Here is a 22,018-nt window from a genome sequence, read left to right as displayed (position 1 = left end):
CTGAACACCAAACTGCCTCCTGTTCAGAAATCAGATCAATCTGAAGCGGTCTAGGACTCATGCCGGTCTCATCGGATTGAGCTTGCTGTTTTTTCGGATTCGGCTTGCTGAAAAACTGGATACGACATAGAAGGGATAATCAGAATAAAGCTTTTCGTCCAGCATAACTACATTATAAAACGTGCAGGAATTTCAGCTCCTGCACAATGTGTTTCTAGTGGTCACCGAAGGGGACCTTTTTTAAAGCGTATTCCCGGATGACACGATTCCCGTTTTCATCGTCAAAGTGTTCTGAGGCAAAGAGACCGTTATTGGATTCCAGGTAGAATTCCAGGTTTCTTGCCTGGAGCCAATCTACAATTTTCCTCTCATCTTCAGCTGAAATATGCTGATCAAGAAGCACTTCGTCTCCATCTTTGACATAGGAGCCATTCCCACCGATCATTCCATCTAGGCCGATTTCCCAGATATAATCATAGACTTCTGCTTCTGATCTTCCAGTGCAGATGTAAACCAGATTTCCTTTTTTCGTGTCTCTCTGATTGCCTGGCTAGCAGAATCCGGCAGGTTGCTTTCATAGTCGAGAAGCGTTCCGTCAACGTCAATGAATATCAATTTCATGTATTTTTCTCCTGAAAGACTGCTTTATGATTCGGGATGATACTTTTNTTTCACTTAATATAAGGCGGAAAAATGGATTCCTGAATTCAAAAATGACCTGAAGAAGCTTCATTCTCCTCCGGCTTCATTTTCTGCGATTTTAATTTACTTTTCGCTGATGACTTTCAGAAAGGTATCAACTTGAGCATTTAGTTCTGCCTTTTGTTCTTTATCCAGGCTGAGAACATCTGTTTTCCAGCCAACAGCACCGACAGCAATACCAGTTCCATCCTTACCAATGACTTCCATGCGCATGAAAGTTAACAAATCAGCGAGATGGCTGCGAACTGAGCCGGTTTTTGCTCTGCCTCCGGCACCGCTGATGGTGACTTTCTTGCCAGCCACGGCGGAAAGTCCTGCCGGATCATTTGGATCAAGCGACCGGGATACCCAGTCCAGAAGATTCTTCAGGACACCCGGAATGGTGCCGTTGTATTCAGGCGAACAGATCCAGATGCCATCTGCCTCCTGCAGAATGGAGCGAACCCTGCTGATCGAAGAAGGCGCCGGAAATTCAATATCCTGATTCATCCACGGAATATCCCCATAGTCCAGGAAGGAAACATCTGCCCGGGAACCAATCATCCCGGCAATTTCATTGGCAAGCTGGCGGTTGAAGGAATTTTTGCGCATCGATCCAGTGATAAATACAATTTTTGTCATATGGTTCTCCTTATATGTTTACATATTTAAGATCTGTTAACAGCATAACTGGTTTTGAGTGGCAATAAAATTCATATGCCCGGAATGTAAAGATCAAAATCACGCCGTCAGATTGTGAAAAACATAATGGAATTTTTTGGAAAGCCTTGCGAAAATCACAATATATTCCAGAAAGAATCATCAGAATCATTTGATTCATTGAATGCGAGCATACGTGATAATATGGTTCTCAGATTTTTACTACGTATGACCCATGAAACTACTAAGAAACGAAAAACTGAGGAATTATTTAACAATGCGATTAGGCGGCAGTGCCTCCTTTGTTGCCGAAATTAATCAAAAAAGCGAAATCGCTGATGTAATGAATTTTGCCAGAGAACATCAGCTTAAAACCTTTGTCCTGGGAGAAGGAAGCAATACGCTGGCAAATGATGATGGCTTTGAAGGCATTATCCTTCATATGAAAATTAAAGGCTTTAAGCTAATCAATGAAGATTATGAAAGCGTAACAATTCAGTTTGGCGCGGGTAATATTCTGGATGAAATTGTTGCTGAAAGCTGTCGTCATAACCTTTCAGGAATTGAAGCCATGTCAATGATTCCTGGAACGATTGGCGCTGCTCCTGTACAGAATGTTGGGGCTTATGGTCAAGATATCTCACAGACGTTTGTTGAACTTGAGGCATATGACACAATTGAAAATTGTTTTGTAACATTAGATAAGAACGACTGTGAGTTTTCTTATCGAATGTCTATTTTCAGAGGAAAGGCATGGCGCCGTTACATTATCTGCAGCGTAACGCTTCGCCTCAGAAAAGGAAATCCCAGACCTCCATTTTATAAACCGGTTGAAGAAGTTCTGAGAGAACGGGGACTTACCCAATATACACCGCAAATGATTCGTGATGCTGTTATGGATATTCGCAAGTGGAAGCTGCCTGATCCAAACCTTATTCCAAATTCAGGTTCCTTTTTTAAAAATGCAATGATCGATCAAAATAAATTAGAAGAATTGCGTTCAAGTTATCCTCATTTAAAAGCATTTTACATGGGAAATGGAAAATACAAAATCTCCACGGGGTGGCTTATCGAGCAAGCAGGCTTAAAAGGCGTTTTAATGCATGGAATGCAAGTCTATGACAGAAACGCACTTGTTTTAACAAATATTTCAGCGTACTCTTATGAATCACTTGCACAAGCAAGAGAAGAAATTATGAAGAAAGTTGAAGATATCTTTGGTATAACAATTGTCCAAGAGGTTCTAGAAATCGAATAATAATTCCTCTGCAAACAAGAAATGATAGATGTTCTCGTCATATGCGGCGACATGGCCGATATGCCGTCGGCTCTTGCGGCTAAGCAATTTCGTTTACTCCCCCGAATTATTTTGGCAGGAGAATTTATGCATATTTCATTCCTCCAATTTGATCGTTGCTGAAGAAATGATCAAATTAAGAAGCGGGTGATCAAGTTGCCAACTTTGCTAGTAAGTTGGTTCAGGCAATTCTTTCGCTTTATGAGCAACAAGAAAGCAATTTTACCATACTTTTCTCTTCCCCAAATTTGAATTTTTTCTATTTTGGGGAATAGAAACAGATACTTGAAACAATCCCGCAAACGTTGCAGATGCAATACTTGCAGGGAGCCAATCGTACTACCGCTATTCGAATTTAATAATCGTAAAAACTTCTGAACCGAACTATATCCCCAATATATTTGTATAGCAACTTTCGTATTGCTCTACAGAATACAATTTCTATCTTCTCTGATCACAATTTTCTAAAATATGTATCAGATAGCTTTGGCGATTTTCCTGCTAATGAACAACTGATGTCTCAGCAATCTACTATGGACTCCCCTATTTCTTGAGAGCAGCTATTAATTCTTTTTCATGCTCCGTCGAAAAACTGCTGAGCGTATACGATCTGATTCGTTCTTTCGCCAGAACAGGTTCTGCAAACCCATTCTTTACCAAGGTGGATAATCTATTGATGATCGTTTTATTTGTTACGCCGAATTCTCTGCTGACCTCAATCGGAGTGAATTCTCTTCTGTAGTGCGTCAGCAGAAACAGGAGAAGCCCTTTTTCTTTCTCTTTCAGATAAGAAAGACTGCTTGTAACTGCTTCATTGCTTGATCCTTCTGAAAGCTCGCAGACCTTATCGGAATATAGCTGAACCATTCTGAGAAAATAGTTGATCCAGATTTCCGGATGAGGCGGATTATCTCTGCCGGAATAGTAAAGTGCCGGCAATCCCATCTGGATAGATTCATAGTATTCATTCACATCATACGCAAAATATTCTTCCAGTGAGCCGATTCCGTTAAATCCATATCCGTTAATATCAAGAATATATCCGGAAAGAAGGCGGGCAGTTCTCCCGTTTCCATCCTCAAACGGATGAATTGTCACCAGCTGATAATGGACGATAGCTGCAACAATCACCGGATGATCATCCGTCGTATTCACATACTGAACGAGCTCATCAAGCAGCTTGGGAACATCAGAATATTCTGGCGGAATGTAATCCGGATTGCCTGTCTGTGAATCATATACAGCAAAAAGCACGCCAGGAGGCATCGGCCCGCGAAGACCGATCTTTTCCTTTGATGCCCCTTTTTCTACCAGTTTCTGTACATCCAGAATCAGTTTCTCAGAGAACTTTTCTTTCTTCTCAGCCTGCTTCTCCAGGTAGTTCAGCGCAAGGAAATAGTTCCTTACCTCCTGCTCAGGTTTCAGAAAATGTTTGTGTTCATCTCTATCGATCACTTCATCAACCTGCTCTTCAGAAAGCGGATTGCCCTCAATTCTGTTTGATGCATACGAACTTTTCTTTTTCGAATTCTTGCGCAGTCTGCTGGCAGCAGATCTGGGCAGATTGATTTCCGAAACTTTATATCTGTTTTTCTCAATCTCCGTAATATATCTCAGCGAATCATTCGTCAGAACTGCTTTAATCATGTGCGTTTACCTCAGACTGATTATCCCAGAGAAGATCAGAAAAGTCCATTAAAAGCCCACTAAAATTACACTAATTTTACACTATAATTTCACTATTACTCATTAGTACACTTAGGATCATGCCTGGGGAATGTAAGAAAATAATCCAAACTATTATTTTTTTATTTTCTCAATGAATCTGAAATGCATGCCAGAGATCCATGCTGCAAAGGACAATGGTGCGGAGAATCGGAAACGGTATGGAAGTCAGAAGCTCAGTCATGCTCACTCAGGGTGAATCCCAGCATCAGCTGGCAAACAGTTTCGGTATCATCCAGATCCAGATGGAAGAGTTCCTGAATCCTTCCGAGTCTGTAAAACAGAGAGTTCCGGTGAATGTCCAGCTGAGAAGCTGTAAGATCCTTGTCCCTAAGGTTGAACAGGTAGGTTTTCAGCGTATGAAGAAAGTCGGTATGGTTTTTCTTATCCCATGCCTGTATTTCTCCAAGAACCGGAGAAATGAAAATGGAATGAGGAATGTCCGGACGGATTGCAAAAGCAAGTGAATCCATCATGTGCTTGCTGAAATACACAGGCTGTTCCCCTTCCACATCTGATGCAAGCTTTGCTTCAATATAATGATCGCGGATTGCGGCAAGACTGGAGAATGGACGGGATACTCCGCATCTTCCTGCCGGGGAAAGAGTCCCTGCGGCTTTTGCGAAGAATGTGATTTCCTGACTGGTGAATCCTCCGGGATCATGAAGAGATCCGAACAGCACGATCAGAGCGTCATCAAAGATCACCCCGATTGCGTCGTAGAACCTGCTTGGGAGTCTGTTCTTCTGCATTGCTGCAAATGCATGCGAGGAAGCACCTTCTCCAAGCGGGAAAACCAGCAGAGCATAAATCGGATGAATGACCGCTTCGATTTTCTCACGGGCGAAATCCTTAACTGAGGTGGAGGAAGTCTCATCGAGCAGATCCAGAAGCAACCGATCATTTTCAAACGGCTTGCGGTCCGCCATCCTTGCCATGACGATCTGAAGTGCCTTCTGAAAGACCACTGCACATGCAAGATCTTCGGCTTCAAGCGGATTCTGGAACATCATGATTGCAAAATGACCGTAGATTCTGTTTCCACCGTATACTTCGCTGAAGATCCGCGGACATTCCGCAACAGCACCGGTGTCGGCATAAAACGGATCATACACACGATCGGAAGCATTCAGGTATTCTTCCTGATACTCCTGGATCAGAGGAGTCGGAAGAACACCGTTCTCGAGCAGTGCATCATAGATATCATTTCCGATTTTCTCCTCTGGATACAGGGAGATCAGCTGATACTCCTCATCCGTGAGCAGCACCGGCATCCCGAAAAACTGAGCTGCGGCTTTGACCAGATGAACTGGCGAACTGTAGATCAGTTCATTGAAGAAAAGCTTATAGGCATCTATTTCACGGACGTGATTTCTGGTTTCTTTCCATTTCGTCATTCTGACGAATTCCTCCTGTGAATTTGGTTATTCCGTCTCTATCAAATCATTTGAAAACCTTTTAATATTTTACCTAGAAGAGGGTGTGATCACAATCACAATCTGAAAATCTGCACAAAATGCAGGTGAAGGAGGAGTTTTTATTATGCGTTTTTCTACTACTTTCAGTCCTTATAGAATCGGCAGTCTGGACGTCAAGAACCGTCTGATCATGCCGGCAATGGATTCCGGTGTCTTTGACCCGCAGGGATTCGTCAATCAGAACACCATTGACTACTACGGCGCACGTGCTGCCGGCGGATTCGGTCTGATCATCATTGAGATTGCGGCAGTCGAAAAACGCGGTGTCGGCATGCCTCACGAACCGGCGGTCTGGACAGATGACTGCATCCCTGGCATGACGAAACTTGCTTCCGCAATCCATCAGCATGGTGCAAAGACGCTCGTTCAGCTGCATCACGCCGGCCGTGAGACCGTTTCGGCGCTGGCCGGAGAGAAGATCGCAGCACCCTCCTCTGTTCCATGCCCTACCAACCGTGAGCAGCCGCATGAATTCACCACGCAGGAAGTGCATGACCTGATTCAGCATTATGTCGATGCTTCCGTCCGGATGAAGAAAGCCGGATTCGACGGCGTTGAGATTCACGCTTCCCATGGCTACATGGGCGGCCAGTTTCTTTCCCCACGTTCCAACAAACGCGTCGATGAATTCGGCGGCGGTCTGGATGGAAGAGCCTACTTCATGAAGCTGGTTGTCGAAGGCATCAAGAAGGCATGCGGTGAAGACTTTGTCGTGACAGCGCGTCTCAGCTCCAAGGAGAACCGGATCGGCGGTCTTGAGATGGAGGAAACCGTTGTGTTTGCTTCCATGCTCGAAGAATACGGCTATGATGCGCTGCACATTTCCGCAGGAACCTATGAAACCTGGGAGACAATCGTCCCGCCTACCGCATGGCAGTCCGGATGGAACCTCTCCAGCTCGCGGAGAATCAAGGAAGCAGTCAGCATCCCGGTGTTCTCAGTCGGTCTGTTCCATGATCCGTTCACCATTGAGACCGCTCTTCGCCGCGGAGACTGCGATGCCGTATCCCTCGGCCGTCAGTCCATTGCGGATCCTGATTTCCCGAACAAAGTCGTCGGAGGAGCAATCGAAGACATCATTCCGTGCATCGGCTGCACGCAGCGCTGCATGGAGTTCAATTATCCGGAGAATCTGATGCCGGGCGACTGGGGTGTCGGCTGCATGTACAATCCGCAGTCCAGCCACCGCGCAGACCGCATGCTCACAAAGACCGACAGTCCGAAGAATGTGGTGGTCGTCGGTGCAGGACCTGCCGGACTTACTGCTGCGTGGATGTCGGCATACCGCGGACATCATGTAACCCTGCTTGAGAAGAACGATGCGCTCAAGGCAGGTGGACAGCTCAGAATCGGTGCGTTCCCGCCATTCAAGCAGCCGCTCACCAGAGAGATCCGCTACATGCTGCATCAGTGCAAGGTCAATGGAGTCGAGATCAGATGGAACACGGAAGTTGATGAGGAAATGATCAAAGAACTGAAGCCTGACGTTCTCATTATGGCAACCGGAGCAAAACCGCTTGTGCCGAATATCCCTGGTCTGAAAGAGACCGGAGTGGTGCTTGCAAACAATGTCCTGCAGGGTGATCCAGTTCTCAAGCAGTCCGTGCTCATCGTCGGAGGCGGGGAAGTCGGCGTTGAGACTGCAGAATTTGCAACAGACTACTGCACCAGAGTGACCATCATTGACATGCTCCCGGCGGTTGCTCCGACTCTGTATCTCACAGTTCGCAATGCACTCATGAAGCGTCTGAAAGATGAGGAAGTGGAAATCAGCACTGAGACAAAGGTCAAGGAATTCATCCCTGGCGGCGTCATTGCGGAAAAGGATGGAAAAGAAGTCCGGCTTGAGGGATACGACACCGTCGTGCTCGCTCTTGGATCGAAGCCGTATGTGCCGTTTGATGCAAATGGACTTGCACCGAAAGTCTGCGTGATCGGTGATGCCGAAGCAGTCAAGGATGCAAAGTGGGCGATTTACAAGGCTTACCGCACTGCAATGGAGATCTGAGCATGGACGTCAGCAAAGTTCTTGAGAATTATGTTGCCGGACTGAATTCCGGCAAAGCTGATCAGGTTGCTTCCCTCTTTGCAGAGGAATGCTCCTTCGTTGACGGCGGCGCACGCTTGCTGAAGTTCCCGGATGTTGTGGCAAGCGGACGGGAAGGCGTGAAGAATGCATTTGAAGGTGTCTTTAAAACTTACTCCGTAGAAGCAAAGATCGTAAAGCTGAATCCGAATTCCATGGAATATGATGTTGAGCTTGCCGGGCTGCACATCCCCTGCATCGGTGCTGCAACCTGCAATAAAGACGGACTCATCACGGAATACATCGTGAGGCCGAGATAAGAGGTTACCCTTTATTTCAGAAGCCGGCAGATCATGCTGACTCTCTGGAATCACTATGTGAGCTACCCAGGGCTGTTATGTAAAAGCCAATGTCAAGTGTTAGTTTCAGATTGATTCAATATTTTTCCTTTGCTGTTGAAGGCATGAGGAAAGAGTCTCGGATTTTCAACAGTTCGCGGTATTTAGCCATTCTGTTATACGTGTATCAGGGACAACTGCTCTCCCACCCCACAGGCCAATGGTTTCGCCGCCAGCTCTGCTGTCTAAAATCGTGGATCACCATGGAAAGGTGCCATCATAGCCCCGCCGCAGATAGCTGAACCATCCAGTTCAAATCCGGGCTGCTCCTTCCTGATGCCTTCAATCTAATTCTTATCCTCCTCTTTGTTTTTAGGTCATTCAATGATTTCCTGATCTGAAGTGCTCAACGCAAGTCTTGACTGCCTGATAATCGATAGAATCATTTTAAGCAAGAACAGTATGAATATTGCCTGTCATCATTCCCCATATAAAGCATGCCAGCTTACGTGCTATGGCTANCGTTGCTTTGTTATGGTTCTTTCGATTGTGAAGCACAAGACGCATGTATCTCTTCCGGAGGCGTTCATTCGCTCTGTCCGCATATGCAATGACTTCAGGAGCGTTGCCTTCCTGCCGCTTCTTCAGTGCTTCACTTTTGCCAGATGATGCCCTTGAGAAAGATTGTGCACATTCGGCAAGTAGTTTTCTCAAAAAGGTGTTTCCCTGTTTTGTTATTCCCGTCTGATTCTGATCATCGCTGCTGCTGAGTTCTCCTGCAACCAGGCCCAGAAATGCCGCAAAGTTCTTTGCTTTAACGAATCTGGTGAAATCTCCGATTTCCACAATCACAGCCAGAGCGGTAAGTACTTTCACTGACTTAAAGCAGATCAGCTTGTGAACTGCTTCCCGGTATTTATCCGTTTCAGCAATTTCTTCAATGCGTTTGTTCATTTGCTCAATTCGATCAGAAACTGTTTCATATGACAGCAGGTAAGAATCCAGTGTTTCCTTATTGATCCCCTCCAGAGGAAGCTCCTTAAGCCATTTCAGATGTTTCTTTGTCCAGTAATTCCTGCCATCCGTAAATTTGTATCCATGCCTGGTGGTAAACGCACAGATCTGCTGTTTGATCACTCTGAGCTGCTTCTTGTGATCCTGCTGCATACGGATGAAATCACGTACTGATTCATCTTCTTCATCGGGGGTATAGACTTCGCTGTATTCATGATTCTTCAGCGATCTGGCAATCGCTTCAGCATCCCGCTTGTCTGTTTTCTTCCTGCGCCGTCTGTTGATTTCTGTTCCGGTAATCGAAGCAGGGGCAAGGATCTTTACGGTAAGACCCTTCTCCTCAAGATCACGCTTCAGTTTAAACCCGAGGCAGCCTGCTTCATATCCGACAATGATCTCTGTATCATTTCCAATCTTTTTCCTGATCCCCTTGCAGTAGTTTACGATGTTGGAAACAGAAGGAGAATAGGCGTTGGTGTTCACAGGTGCTGCTGATCCTTCAAGATAAGTTGAGAGAGTGTAGTTTGTAGTGTGTGCATCAATTCCAACGTATGCTATCATGTAAAGGCCTTCCTTTCTTGGATGAGGCAACTTCCCCCATCTTTTTAATTAAGCCAATAACAAGTATGCGGGATGATCCTCGAACACACAAGTTAATGGAGGGCTTTTACATATTGTCTAAAGCACCTGGGCTTCCTGCTTCTTGGATGAGCGTTTGCTCCAGCAGGCAATAGCTGCTCGCTGTTGCAGGGATGCCAGTCTCCACAGGACTCTTAGTTCTGCGCTCCACAGAAACTTGTACTTCAATCAGCTTTGAAGGGCTCTTCGACGTGCGTAGTCCAAAATAGACTGCGCACTTTTTTGATGGTTCCGGGTGTTTGAATCCATACGCGGTCTGTCATAAAATGGTTATATGTCTTCTTCAGAGAATCATCAGAATCTGAATCTGCAGCAGAAGCTGCAGCAGTTCAAAGACTACTATCTTCTGAAGACAGCAGTGATTGCCGGCTGTATTCTCTTTGCGTTCTATGTGGTCTATTCCGTCCGCCATCCATCGAGGAATGTGTATTCGGCTGCGGTATGCAATGCAGTGCTGACGGAAGAAGAGACGGCAGTTCTGGAACAGGCTCTGCAGGAAGCCCTGCAGACAGATGGGAAGGTATCGGTGACCAGCGGGTATCAGGTGGAAAGCGAGCAGGATCTGCTGGCCCTCAGCACGCTGAGCTCGGCTGGTACGCTGGATATCCTGATTGCGCCGGAAGATGCGTTTGAAGTGCTGGCGGGATACGGGTATTTTCTGGATCTCAGGGATGAAGTGCAGGATGAGCGGGTGAAGACTTACCCTGGTCCTCTTGTTCTGGCGAATGGCGATACGGATCCGGGAAAAGGAGAGAATGTGCCATGCGGGTATTCGCTGAAGGATACTGCATTTGCAGAGGAGAGCGGAATAGAGGATCCGGTGATCGGGTTCTTTGCGGAGACGAAGAAACCGGAAGTAATCCCTGAGGTTCTGGCTCAGCTTGCAGGAGAGGAATATGGAAAAGGACAGTAATCTTCTAACCAATCGGAAAGTCAATGGTGTGCTGGCGAAGATCACGGATCTGATTCTCGTGAATATACTGTTTCTGCTGACGTGTATTCCGGTTGTGACGATTGCGGATGCGACGGCGGCCATGTATCACATGATGTACCATCTTCATGAAGGAAAAGATGATCGGACGATCTCAGAGTATTTTTCGTTCTTCGCAAAGAATTTCGTGAAGAGTCTGCCGGTGGAGATTGCGCTTGCGATTGCGGCAGCGATTCAGGCAGCTGCGTATTCGGCCGTAAAGGATGGATACGGGAATTCGGTACTTTCGGTTCTGTTTCTGATTGATGTGGCAGTGATCAGCGTGTATTCGTGGCTGGTCGTCCTGTTTGCAAGATACGAGAATCCGTTTGCGAAGCATCTGGATAATGCATGGCGGCTGGCGCTGGCAGAGCTGCCGATTACATTGCTTTGCGTGGTGCTGCGGGTGCTGCCGCTGATCCTGGTCGGGGCTGCCGGAGGCAGTCTTTCGGGTTCGACGCTGTTCTGGTTTGTGATCGGGTTTGCATTGATTGCGTATGTGTGCTCGAGCTGGTATCTGAGGATTTTCGCGAAGCGGATTCCTTCGGAACAATAGGGGGTACCCTGTTCTCGGGGGAAAATAGCTTCCTTGGTTCTTATGTTAAAATAGAGACAAGTGCTTCTGTTTTGAATACATGAGCTGGAGGAGTTTGCATGGCAGTGAAAGAGAAAATTGAAATCGGTTCTCTGGAGGAGCTGAAAAAGGAACTGCTCCGCAGGAGTGAGGCAGGAGAAGAGATCGACCAGGGACAGATCCAGGAGAAAGCGCAGAAACTGAAGCTTTCGGAAGAAGATCTGGATGAATTGTTTGACTGGTGCAGCGAACATGATATTCTGGTCGGGCAGATTCCGGAAGAACTGAAGGAAGAAAGCGAAGAGGCAGAAGAAGAGGCTGAGGAAGAAGACGAAGAAGGCGATGAGGACGAAGAAGAAAAGGAAGAGGAGCCGGACAGTCCGGATCCTTATATCGAAACGTCCCGGCGTTCGCATACTTCAGATTCCGTGAAGCTTTATCTGCAGGAGATCGGTTCGATTCCGCTGTTAACGCCAGAGGAAGAAGTAACGGTTGCCAAGCGTGCCAAAGAGGGCGATGAGGAAGCGAGACAGAAGCTGATCTCGAGCAATCTCAGACTTGTGGTATCGATTGCCAAGCGTTATGTGAAGCGCGGTCTTTCGTTCCAGGATCTGATCCAGGAAGGCAATATGGGCTTGATGCGTGCAGTGGACAAGTTTGACTATACGAAGGGATTCCGTTTCAGCACGTATGCGACGTGGTGGATTCAGCAGTCGATGATCCGGGCAATTGCGGATCAGTCCAGAGATATCCGCCTGCCGGTGCATATGGGCGAGCAGATCATGAAAGTCAGAAGGGTCGAGAAGCAGCTGGTGCAGGAGCTTGGCCGGGAGCCTTCTTATGAAGAGATTGCGGCGAAGCTGGAAGACATGACGCCGAAGAAAGTGGAAGAGGTCATGAAGATCTCCCAGGAGCCGGTATCTCTGGAGACACCGGCTGGTGAGGAAGAGAATTCGACGCTTTCAGATTTCATTGAGGACAAGACTTCGATCAATCCGCAGGAGTATGCGAATAATCAGTTCCTGAAGGAGGCGATGGATAAGATCTTATCGACGCTGAGTGATCGGGAACAGAAGATTCTGAGAATGCGGTTCGGTCTGGATGATGGAAGACCTAAGACGCTGGAAGAGGTTGGCAAGGAGTGCGATGTGACGCGGGAGAGAATCCGTCAGATCGAGTCCAAGGCGCTGCGCAAGCTGAACCGGAATTATGCAATGAAGTCAGATTTCCGGGATTGGAGAAACTGATGCGAATTCAAGAGGCATTTCATCGGTAGCGTTTTTCTCTTCTGGGATTGTTTTTTGCGTAAAGGAGAAAAAGGACGATGAATATCGAAGCAGTTCATACAAAATTAGCAGCGATTGAGAAACGCAGCCAGGAGATCAGCGATCTTCTGGTTTCAGAAGAAGTACTCCAGAATCCGAGAGAGATGACGAAGCTCTCCAAGGAACAGGCAAGACTGGAGTCCAGAGTGGAAGCGTGGCATGAACTTCAGGATCTCGATGCGAGAATCGAGCAGGCCGGAGAGATGCAGAAGGAGAGCGACGCAGAGCTGAAAGAGATGGCATCAGAAGAGCTGGAAGAATGTGTTCCCAAGCGGGAAGCCCTGCTCGAACATATCCGGCATCTTCTGATTCCGGAGGATCCGGATGATGATCATGATGTGATTATGGAGATCCGCGGCGGCGCAGGCGGCGATGAGGGCAATATCTTTGCCGGAGACTTGTACCGCATGTATACGAAATATGCGGAATCCAAGGGATGGAAGGTCGAAGTCATGGAGGCTTCGCCGAGTGAAGCCGGGGGCTTCAGCCAGATCATCTTTGAGATCAAGGGCAGCAATGTGTATAAGTTCCTGAAGTATGAGTCTGGTGCACATCGGGTTCAGAGAGTGCCGAAGACCGAGTCCCAGGGCAGAATTCAGACGAGTACTGCTACGGTACTGGCGCAGCCGGAGGCGGAGGATGCAGATATCGAGATTGATCCGAAGGATCTGACGATTGAGACGCATCGTGCTTCCGGGGCTGGCGGTCAGCATATCAACAAGACGGATTCGGCAGTGCGGATTGTGCATGTGCCGACCGGAATCACCGTGAACTGCCAGGAGGGCAGATCGCAGATCGAGAATCGCGAGACGGCGATGCGGCTGATCCGGGCAAGGGTCTATGAAGAGCTGAAAAAAGAAAAAGAAGAAGCAGAAGGAAAGATCCGCCGGGCGAAGATCGGGACTGGCGATCGGTCCGAGAAGATCAGAACGTACAACTATCCGCAGAACCGGGTGACGGATCATCGCATCGGGTTCACGATCACGCAGCTGGATCGGGTCATGGAAGGAAAGCTGGATGACATCATTGCGGCATTGCAGGCGGCAGATGACAAGCAGAAACTGGAGCAGGAAGAAAACGCATGACGACTTTTTCAAAAGCAGTCCGCCATTATGAGAAGCTCTGCGAGCAGAATGATGTTCCTTCGGAAACCGTCATGGCATTTCTCGTGGAGCTGAGCCAGAAAGAGCGCTACAACCTGTATCTGCATTATGAAGAAGAAATGCCGGAAGATCTCGAGAAGGCATTTGATGCAGGCATGGAGCGGATTCTGAAGCAGGAGCCGATGAGTCATGTGCTCGGGTATTCGTGGTTCTATGGCTACAAGATGATTGTCAATGAGGATGTGCTCATTCCTCGTCCGGAGACGGAAGAGCTCTGTGCGCATATCCTGTCGCGGATTGACCGGTATTTTCCGGAAGGAACCGTGGAGTGCGCCGATGTCGGAACGGGCAGCGGGGCCATCGCGATTGCCGTTTCGAAAGAAGAGCCGCGAGTGCATATGCGGGCAACCGATATCTCGGAAGAAGCACTGAAGACGGCAAAGCAGAATGCCGAGCTGAATGAAGCAGCGATCGAGTTCACGGCCGGTGATATGCTGAAGCCGTTGATTGAGCAGGGCGTGAAGCTGGATGTGCTGATTTCGAATCCGCCGTATATTCCTGCTCATGAAAAGATGGAGAAGTCGGTGGTGGACTTTGAGCCGCATGTGGCATTGTTTGGCGGCGAGGATGGCTTGTTCTTCTACCGGGAGATTTTCCGCGACTGTCAGAAAGTGCTGAAACCGCGTTCGTTCATGGCGTTTGAGATGGGCTGGGATCAGCGCGAGCATATGAGTGCATTGCTGAAGGAATATCTGCCGGAGGCCCGCTTCGAGATCCTGAAAGACATGAATGGAAAAGACCGGATGTTAATGGTCTATTTCGGACTTGAGGAGTAACACCATGGCAAAGGGAGAGAAGAAATCCGGAAAGAAGCTGACGAAGGCTGGCAGAAGGTTCTTTCAGATCATTCTGATTGCAGCATTGTGCGTGGCCGGATATTCGGGCTATCAGCTGTTTGCGGGCATCAAGGAATACCGGGACAGCCAGAATGCCTATGCAGAACTGGCCGCTGCGGTAGAGACAGTTCCGGAGGCTTCGGCAGCTGCTGAGGATCCGCTTCCGGATGGGGTGACCAGAGCAGACTTCACGAAGCTTGCCGACATCAATCCGGACGTTTCCGGATGGCTGACGCTGCCGGATTCGGAGATTGACTATCCGATCGTGCAGGGAACGGATAATGAGTATTACCTGGAGCATCTGTTTGATGGAACGGTGAATCATTCCGGCTGCATCTTCATCGACTATACGAATTCGCCTGGATTCACGGATCGCAATACGGTGATGTACGCGCACCATATGCGCAATGGCTCGATGTTTGCGGATGTCGAGAAGTACCGGGAACAGGACTGGTATGACGGCCACAAAGTGCTGTATCTGCAGACCCCGGATGCGATCTACCAGCTGGAGCCGTTTGCAGGCATTCTAACGGATGGGGCGGCTGGCTATGTTCAGATCAGCTTCGAAAGTGATGAAGCATTCAATGCCTATGTGCAGGACAAGATCGATCAGTCCACCTTCACATCGGCTGTGACGGTATCTTCTGAAGATCAGATCGTCACGCTCTCGACATGCCGCTATGATGCGTATAACGGCAGGTATGCATTATTCTGCAAGCTTACGAAGATTGCATGAAGTATTCAGCGGCGGGAGTGATTCCCGTCGCTTTTTCGGAGGGAGATAGACGTTCTGGCGGAAGATGCTAGAATAATACCGCATCTCTGGGAGGACCCCGATGAACAGAAAGAAGAAAGCGATGCGGAACTTCATGCTGGTGATGGTAGTCATTGTCATTTTCAGCATGGTCCTGTCTATGTTCCGCTAGAGGAAAAGCAGAATGAGAAGATTCCGGGAAGAGGAAACAGAAGAATTAGCAGAGATCCTGAATCATGACGGCGTGATTTCCGTCCCTACGGATACGGTGTTCGGTGTCTGCGCACGCATGGATTCCGAGGCGGCTCAGGAACATCTGCGCGATGTGAAGCATCGGCCATTGACCAAGGCATTTCCGATCATGTGCAGCGATGAAGCGCAGATTAAGACGGTTGCTGAGGTGACGCCGCTTGGCGAGAAGATGATCCGGGCATTCATGCCGGGACCGGTGACGCTGATCCTGAAGAAAAAGGCAGAGGTTCCTGCCTATGTCAATGGAAATATGGAGACGCTGGCGGTACGCATGGCGACCAGTGAGCCGGTGAAGAAGCTGATTGAAGCAGTCGGGTGTCCGCTGTTCATGACATCGGCCAATCAGTCGGGCCAACCGGTATGCACGAGTCTGGATGAGATTGAACATGCATGTCCGGATCTCGATGGCATGATGGAAGGAGAGCCTCATTTTGGAGAAGCTTCGACGATCATCGACTGCACGAAAGAAGAACCGGTCATCCTGAGACAGGGACCGGTTACGATGGAACAGATTCAGAGGGTATTGACTGCCTGAAGCAATGGGTTAAGGCCGTTTAGTGCATGCATGGGTTCTGCGGCATCGGCGGCTTTTTCTCTGTAGCGGTCATCGCTGCAGACAATGCGGTACGTTTCATAGAGGGTTCCGATGGCAAGTTCATCTTCCTGCAGCACCTGGGCAAAGCCGTACCGGTGTCCGGCAGCTGCGTTCCAGCTGCGTTCATAGCTGCCGTCGCTGATGATGGCCTGCGGAATGCCGAGGGCCATCGCAGTATTAAACAGGAAAGAAGTGCCGTCGTGAATCAGAACGAAAGAGCCGGCAAGATTCTGCTGGCGCAGTTCGGAAAGCATATGCAGGTTCTCTTCTTTGGAAGGACGGCATCCCGGATACCAGACATAGACTTCATACGGAGCGCCGAGGAATGCTTCGCGGATGATGCGATGGAGCTTATGCGCAGAGGTATGGGTTTCGGTGAAATAGATGCAGAGCTTCTTTGAAAACTGGACGGATTCCTGGGCAGGAAGAACTGCACCGCAGCGGATCAGATTGCTGTNATCGCTGAATGGCTGCATCTGCACGGGACCGAACGCAATCCGTTTGGCGGAGTGGGCATAGAGGTCAGAGAGATGCAGGATCTGATCCAGCTTCAGATCTTTCAGAATGACATTCAGATCATCAAGGCATTCACGCGGAAACGGACGGGTGCGGTAGAGTGAGGAATGCACGGCAGACCAGACCGGGATCTGGTTTTTTTCTGCCAGAATCTGCATAGCAGGTCTTCCGAGGTTCAGCACCAGGTCAGGTTCTGTTTTCTGCAGAGCCTGCTCGAGATATTTCAGGTCTTCGCGCAGGAACCCTTTCCTGAGCATGCCTGCTGCATAGAGGTATTCTTCTGCACTGCGGCCATAGTCCAGGGTAAACAGATGAAATGGTTCTCGGCAGTATGGGGAAGGAAAGAAAGAAGCTTCTTCTGAAAGCGGCATCGGTGCACAGACAGAAACCTGGTGGCCGGCCTGCTTCAATGCCGGGATCAGCTGCCTGGAAAGCAATGCCATGGAGCTGTATTCGTGTGTGAAAACTGCCGGAGCAATCAGAATGTTCATGCCTCAAGTATATAGCATTTTCCTCATTCTCTGACAGGGATCATCGGCAGTCTGAAGTACTGTTCAGAATATGGTTTCCTTCAGAATCCGGGGAAAGGATGCGGATGCAGCGATGGATCTCTGCAATTGGAGGTTGCAGAGATTGCTGGTTTCTTTTATCATGTGAAATTGGAAAAAAGAAGGAGGGCTTCTCAATGCTGGAAGTACTGAATCATCCTCTGATTACCCATAAGCTTACTCAGATGCGTTCCAAGGATACCGGAACCAAGGATTTCCGCGAGAATCTTGATGAAATCGCAGAACTGATGGCGTATGAGGTATGCCGCGATCTGCCGACACAGCCGGTAGATGTGGAAACTCCGATCGGTCCGTGTGTAGGTTATGAACTGAGCAAGGAAGTTGTGATTGTTCCGATTCTGAGAGCAGGAATCGGATTGCTGGATGGCATCCGCAGACTGGTGCCGACAGCGAAGGTCGGCTTCATCGGCATGTACCGGGATGAGAAGACTCTGGAACCGCATGAGTATTTTGCCAAGTTCCCGAAGGATCTTGATAAGTCTGTGGTCATGATCGTTGACCCGATGCTGGCAACCGGCGGCAGTGCGGTTGCGGCAATTGACGCAGTGAAGAAGCGCGGTGCGAATAATATCAAGCTTGTATGCCTGGTCGGTGTTCCGGAAGGTGTCAGGGCAGTTCAGAAGGCTCATCCGGATGTGGATATCTATCTGGCTGCGATGGATGAGAAGCTGAATGAGAATGGCTATATCGTGCCGGGTCTCGGAGATGCGGGCGACCGTATCTTCGGCACGAAGTAATGCATGGCTGAGTTCATTGTCCGGGTTCTGATCTATCTGATCTGCTTCATTCTGAGCTTCACCGGAATGAGTGCAGTGGACTTTGAACGGTTTCTGAAGAAGGGGCATGTCAGAGAAGCGCAGATTCTCTACTGGCTTCTGGTTCTTGCATTAGCCACGCTTGCGGCGCAGTTCGTGATGGCGTTCCTGTATTTCTGAAACAGAAGAGAGGGGCTTCGGGAGGCGATATTCTCCCGGGCTCTTTTTCTCTGGATGTGCATGGTATAATAAACAGGCTGATATTCAATTAGGCGGATCTATGAATCTTGTAAGAGGTGCACTTCCATACTTCATGATTCCGTTCCTGATCTCTCTGGTGCTTGTTCCTGTATGCAAGCGGGTGGGATTCAGGCTCGGAATCTATGCGGTTGAAAATAAACGAACGGTTCATCATGGACGCATTGTCCGGATGGGCGGTGTTGCGATCTATATGGCTTTTCTGCTGTCTCTTTCGATTCTCTGGAAGGCAGATGACAAGCTGAACGGAATCCTGATCGGAGGAGCGATTGTCTTTCTCGGGGGATTCCTGGATGATATCTACGACCTACCACCGAAGATCAAGCTGCTGTTTCAGGTTGCCGGAGCAGTGACGGCACTGGTAGCAGGAAATTTAGGACTTGATAATATTCATATCTTTTCTTTGGAGATTGATAATCCGGTTATCGTGAAGGGAATTTCGTTCCTGTGGCTGATCGGGGTCACGAATGCGATCAATCTGATTGATGGTCTGGATGGACTGTCTTCCGGAATCTGCTCGATTGTGACGGCAACGATCGGATTGCTCGGCTTCTTCATGGGACGGCGTGATATCTGCGTGATCTCACTGTGCCTGGTCGGTTCGATTCTTGGTTTTCTGCCGTATAATTTCCATCCCGCTTCGATCTTTGTCGGGGATTGCGGAGCGCAGTTCATGGGCTTCACGATTGCAGCATTGTCGCTGCTAGGCTTCAAGACGACGGCACTGATCACGCTTGGTCTGCCGATTCTCGTGCTGTTCATTCCGATCAGCGATACGCTGATTGCCATTCTCCGCAGAAAGCTGAAGGGACAGAAGATCATGGAAGCGGACCGCGGCCATCTGCATCATGTGCTGATGTTCAAGATGAAGCTCGGGCATAAGCGGACGGTCATAGTGCTCTATATTGTCACGGCTCTGTTTGCAAGCTCGGCGATCCTGACGTATTTCAATCCGAAGGCGGGCATGATCATGATTCTGATTCTGCTGCTGATTTCGGATATCTTCATCGAATATACGGGCATGATCAATCCGAAGTGGCATCCGATCCTGTCAGTTTGGAATAAGCTGTTCGGATGGCCGAAGATGGCAGAGGGAGAGGATCCGGTGGATACGGTGATTCTTATGGAAGAAGAAAAAGAGAAAGAGAAGAAAGATCGCTCAGCGGAATCAAACTGAGCATCTTTTTTTCTGGTGTTCACGGAATGTTCAGATTCTGCTCCTATGATTACTGCAGATGGAGATGGCGTATGGAGCGTGAGATACATAACGAGGATATCGTATCACAGTGCCTGATTCAGGCAGGAATCTGCTTTCTTCTTTCCAGATGGATGGTGTTCCGCCTTCATGCGGGTTCTGAACTCGTGAATGTGGCTTGGCTGAGTCTTCTGCTGTTTGCGGCAGTGCATCTGATCTTCGGCGTGATGAAGGAAGAACTGTCCGTGAAGGGCAAGGTGATGACCTGCTCGGGATCCGGATTTCTGACGGCTTCCGCGATCTTCAGGATCCTGCTAAGAGGAACGGGTTTTCTGCCGAAAGTTCTGTTTGGAATCGGGTTTGTGCTGCTGATGATGGGGCTTGCGGGCGGAATCAGAAAAAAATTCTGAACCATGCAGGGGAATGAACTTCCTGATGAGTAAGAAGAATCAGACAAGGAGTTCAGAATACAATGCTTAATTATCATGATGTGAGGGACCTTCTCGATGAAGGACGCCCGAACCCGCCGGCCTGGAAGAATTATATTCAGAGCCGCTCAGAAGTCTATGGCACTTATTTTCCTGCCTGCTGCGAGGCAAGCATGATCTCAGAAGCCAACTGGGTGCTGCGCAATCAGTATCAGTCGGGAGAAGAGATCGGGGTGAGGATTGATCCGGGTGATATCTGCTACATGGATTTCGGCCAGGCATATCTCAATGAGATGGGCTATCAGCACTTCGGCTTATGCATGAATATCTGCCGGAGAAAGGCATTCATCATTCCGATGACGAGCAATCCGGTGCATTATGCGGAGGCATATGATGAGGTACGCAATCCGTGCGGAAAGATTCACCTGATGCAGATCGGCAAGCCGGAAGGGCTGAATAAGCCTTCGGTGCTGTACATGAATGATGCAAGATACATCAATACGGCCAGGGTCATCGAAGTGAAGGCACATATTCCGACGGACAGCGAATTGTTCCGGGAGATCCGGATGAGATTCATCCATCTGTTCTTCCAGACTGCCGCGGTAGAGTGATTTACGGATCTGCTGGTTTCGGAGTAGAATTCTGTTCGTGAAGCTGAGACAAGGCAGATGGCTGGCGGCAGTATCGGCAGGGCCTGATTCCATGGCCCTGCTTTTCCTGTGCCTGCAGCAGGGGATTGAAGTGGGCTGTGCGCATGTGAATTATCATCATCGCCCCGAAGCAGATGAAGAAGAGGCGTATCTGAGATCCTTCTGCAAGGATCATGGAATTCCGTTCTATGTGCGGGATGAGCCGTTTGTCTATGAAGGAAACTTTGAGGCAGCTGCCAGAGAATGGCGGTATTCGTTCTTCTGCAGGATCGTGAAGGAATATGGATATCAGGGCGTGCTGATTGCGCATCAGCAGGATGATCTGATCGAGACATATCTGATGCAGGAAGAGCGGAATCTCGTGCCGGAATACTATGGTCTGAAGGCAGAGATGATGTATCAGGGCATGCTGGTGGAGAGGCCGCTGCTTGGCTATACCAAGAAAGAACTGAAGGATTTATGTCAGGCACATGGCATCCGGTATTGCATCGATTCCACGAATGAGTCCGAAGAATATTCCCGCAACCGGATCCGCAAGGAAGTAGGACCGATGGATGCGTTCACCCGGAATATGGTGCTGCAGGAGATCCGCTCGAAGAATGCGGTGCTGCAGGAGAGACGATGCCGGGTCGGGACGCTGATTCAGGATCGTTCGGTTTCTCTGTCTTCCTATCGGAAGATGGAAGAAGAGGATCGGGTTACTCTGCTCCGGATGGCGATTGATCCGGAGAAGAAGCTGAGCCTGGCCAATCTGAAGCAGCTGGATCAGGTTGTTCTGAAGCACGATGACTTCCTGCAGAAGGCAGGCAGCAGACTGCTGGCAGAGAAGGATGGCAGGTTCTTTGCAATGGAGGAACCGGCTCCGTATGCAGAGACTGCCAGGAGTCTGGAAGAACTGAGAAACCTGTCCGGAAAATGGTTCCGGGTTCTTCCCGGAGAGCCCGGGGTGAATGCGGTGAGCGTGAAGGAGAACGATTTTCCGGTGACGATCCGCAATGCTCAGGAAGGCGATGAGATCAGAATGAGATTCGGCACAAAGAAAGTGAATCGGTTCTTCATTGACCGGAAGATTCCGAAATGCGAACGGCTGATCTGGCCGGTGCTGGTAAACCGGGAGGGGAGCGTGATCCTGGTGCCCGGGCTTGGCTGCGATGTGCAACACTATACTGCGGAACCGCAGGTGAATGTGATAAAATCTCAAGTTTTATAGCAAAAGTGGACAGAATGCGATTGTTATGCGGTTCTGTCCACTTTGTCTGTTTTCCCAGTTAAAGCTTATCTGAGGAATTTCAGAAATAATTATCGATTTTTTGAAATGGG

General features: G+C 48.8%; 20 protein-coding genes and 1 pseudogene. 16 read left to right on the top strand and 5 right to left on the bottom strand.

The genetic code is table 11. The annotated features are described in order from the left end of the window. Nucleotides 1-214: 214 nt before the first annotated feature. Both FYJ51_RS11920 and FYJ51_RS11915 read right to left on the bottom strand, forming a co-directional pair. Nucleotides 215-621 (bottom strand): annotated as a pseudogene (locus tag FYJ51_RS11920) (HAD hydrolase family protein). A 144-nt stretch (nucleotides 622-765) separates the two neighbouring features. After that, nucleotides 766-1,323, bottom strand: a complete 558-nt coding sequence (locus FYJ51_RS11915) for an NADPH-dependent FMN reductase (RefSeq protein ID WP_154505825.1) — start codon at nucleotides 1,321-1,323, stop codon at nucleotides 766-768. Between the two features lie 253 nt (nucleotides 1,324-1,576). Here FYJ51_RS11915 and murB point away from each other — a divergent pair, with 253 nt between their 5' ends. Beyond that, on the top strand, nucleotides 1,577-2,599 hold the full coding sequence (gene murB, locus FYJ51_RS11910) for a UDP-N-acetylmuramate dehydrogenase (RefSeq protein WP_154505824.1): 1,023 nt from the start codon (nucleotides 1,577-1,579) through the stop codon (nucleotides 2,597-2,599). A 582-nt stretch (nucleotides 2,600-3,181) separates the two neighbouring features. Here murB and FYJ51_RS11905 read toward each other — a convergent pair. Both FYJ51_RS11905 and FYJ51_RS11900 read right to left on the bottom strand, forming a co-directional pair. After that, complete coding sequence (locus FYJ51_RS11905; RefSeq protein WP_105304738.1) at nucleotides 3,182-4,285, bottom strand: Fic family protein; 1,104 nt, start codon at nucleotides 4,283-4,285, stop codon at nucleotides 3,182-3,184. 254 nt (nucleotides 4,286-4,539) lie between these two features. Continuing rightward, complete coding sequence (locus FYJ51_RS11900) at nucleotides 4,540-5,760, bottom strand: PucR family transcriptional regulator (protein WP_154505823.1); 1,221 nt, start codon at nucleotides 5,758-5,760, stop codon at nucleotides 4,540-4,542. 145 nt (nucleotides 5,761-5,905) lie between these two features. Here FYJ51_RS11900 and FYJ51_RS11895 point away from each other — a divergent pair, with 145 nt between their 5' ends. Beyond that, nucleotides 5,906-7,849, top strand: coding sequence for an NAD(P)/FAD-dependent oxidoreductase (locus tag FYJ51_RS11895; RefSeq protein ID WP_154505822.1), 1,944 nt, complete (start codon nucleotides 5,906-5,908; stop codon nucleotides 7,847-7,849). Between the two features lie 2 nt (nucleotides 7,850-7,851). Then, nucleotides 7,852-8,187 carry a Cif family virulence factor gene (locus FYJ51_RS11890; protein WP_154505821.1) on the top strand — a complete coding sequence of 112 codons (336 nt, stop codon included), beginning with the start codon at nucleotides 7,852-7,854 and terminating at the stop codon, nucleotides 8,185-8,187. A gap of 465 nt (nucleotides 8,188-8,652) precedes the next feature. Here the strand turns inward: FYJ51_RS11890 and FYJ51_RS11885 are convergent, their stop codons facing one another. Continuing rightward, nucleotides 8,653-9,780 carry an IS110 family RNA-guided transposase gene (locus FYJ51_RS11885; protein ID WP_154505820.1) on the bottom strand — a complete coding sequence of 376 codons (1,128 nt, stop codon included), beginning with the start codon at nucleotides 9,778-9,780 and terminating at the stop codon, nucleotides 8,653-8,655. Nucleotides 9,781-10,132: 352 nt separating this feature from the next. Here FYJ51_RS11885 and FYJ51_RS11880 point away from each other — a divergent pair, with 352 nt between their 5' ends. The 13 genes from FYJ51_RS11880 (at nucleotide 10,133) to tilS (ending at nucleotide 21,908) form a co-directional block, all read left to right on the top strand. Beyond that, a complete protein-coding gene (locus tag FYJ51_RS11880; RefSeq protein ID WP_154505819.1) occupies nucleotides 10,133-10,771 on the top strand; it encodes a hypothetical protein in 639 nt (212 codons plus the stop codon). Further along, nucleotides 10,755-11,384 carry a YesL family protein gene (locus tag FYJ51_RS11875; protein WP_154505818.1) on the top strand — a complete coding sequence of 210 codons (630 nt, stop codon included), beginning with the start codon at nucleotides 10,755-10,757 and terminating at the stop codon, nucleotides 11,382-11,384. The genes FYJ51_RS11880 and FYJ51_RS11875 overlap by 17 nt, the downstream gene beginning before the upstream one ends. A gap of 98 nt (nucleotides 11,385-11,482) precedes the next feature. Then, nucleotides 11,483-12,649 carry an RNA polymerase sigma factor RpoD gene (rpoD, locus tag FYJ51_RS11870; RefSeq protein ID WP_154505817.1) on the top strand — a complete coding sequence of 389 codons (1,167 nt, stop codon included), beginning with the start codon at nucleotides 11,483-11,485 and terminating at the stop codon, nucleotides 12,647-12,649. 83 nt (nucleotides 12,650-12,732) lie between these two features. Then, nucleotides 12,733-13,812: a peptide chain release factor 1 gene (gene prfA / locus FYJ51_RS11865; protein ID WP_408022622.1), complete on the top strand. Its 1,080-nt coding sequence runs from the start codon at nucleotides 12,733-12,735 to the stop codon at nucleotides 13,810-13,812. Continuing rightward, nucleotides 13,809-14,666 carry a peptide chain release factor N(5)-glutamine methyltransferase gene (prmC, locus tag FYJ51_RS11860; RefSeq protein WP_154505815.1) on the top strand — a complete coding sequence of 286 codons (858 nt, stop codon included), beginning with the start codon at nucleotides 13,809-13,811 and terminating at the stop codon, nucleotides 14,664-14,666. The genes prfA and prmC overlap by 4 nt, the downstream gene beginning before the upstream one ends. A gap of 4 nt (nucleotides 14,667-14,670) precedes the next feature. Beyond that, entirely contained in the window at nucleotides 14,671-15,462 is a 792-nt protein-coding gene (gene srtB, locus FYJ51_RS11855) for a class B sortase (RefSeq protein WP_154505814.1), read from the top strand. A 202-nt stretch (nucleotides 15,463-15,664) separates the two neighbouring features. Next, entirely contained in the window at nucleotides 15,665-16,267 is a 603-nt protein-coding gene (locus FYJ51_RS11850) for an L-threonylcarbamoyladenylate synthase (RefSeq protein WP_154505813.1), read from the top strand. Nucleotides 16,268-17,528: 1,261 nt separating this feature from the next. Beyond that, nucleotides 17,529-18,149: a uracil phosphoribosyltransferase gene (gene upp, locus FYJ51_RS11840; RefSeq protein ID WP_105304725.1), complete on the top strand. Its 621-nt coding sequence runs from the start codon at nucleotides 17,529-17,531 to the stop codon at nucleotides 18,147-18,149. Between the two features lie 3 nt (nucleotides 18,150-18,152). After that, a complete protein-coding gene (locus FYJ51_RS11835; RefSeq protein WP_105304724.1) occupies nucleotides 18,153-18,347 on the top strand; it encodes a DUF1146 family protein in 195 nt (64 codons plus the stop codon). Between the two features lie 100 nt (nucleotides 18,348-18,447). Next, nucleotides 18,448-19,602, top strand: coding sequence for an MraY family glycosyltransferase (locus tag FYJ51_RS11830; protein ID WP_154505811.1), 1,155 nt, complete (start codon nucleotides 18,448-18,450; stop codon nucleotides 19,600-19,602). 71 nt (nucleotides 19,603-19,673) lie between these two features. Beyond that, nucleotides 19,674-20,030 (top strand): hypothetical protein, encoded by a 357-nt coding sequence (locus FYJ51_RS11825; RefSeq protein ID WP_105304722.1) that lies wholly within the window; start codon nucleotides 19,674-19,676, stop codon nucleotides 20,028-20,030. 62 nt (nucleotides 20,031-20,092) lie between these two features. Next, nucleotides 20,093-20,659: a hypothetical protein gene (locus tag FYJ51_RS11820; RefSeq protein ID WP_105304721.1), complete on the top strand. Its 567-nt coding sequence runs from the start codon at nucleotides 20,093-20,095 to the stop codon at nucleotides 20,657-20,659. Between the two features lie 37 nt (nucleotides 20,660-20,696). Next, the gene (gene tilS / locus FYJ51_RS11815) at nucleotides 20,697-21,908 is read left to right on the top strand and encodes a tRNA lysidine(34) synthetase TilS (RefSeq protein WP_154505810.1); all 1,212 of its coding nucleotides are present in this window, start codon (nucleotides 20,697-20,699) and stop codon (nucleotides 21,906-21,908) included. The last annotated feature ends 110 nt before the right edge of the window (nucleotides 21,909-22,018 follow it).

Source organism: Stecheria intestinalis (genome assembly GCF_009696165.1).
Lineage (GTDB): Bacteria > Bacillota_I > Bacilli_A > Erysipelotrichales > Erysipelotrichaceae > Bulleidia > Bulleidia intestinalis.
The sequence above is the reverse complement of the archived record's forward strand: the minus strand, read 5'-3'. Positions and strand labels throughout refer to the sequence as shown.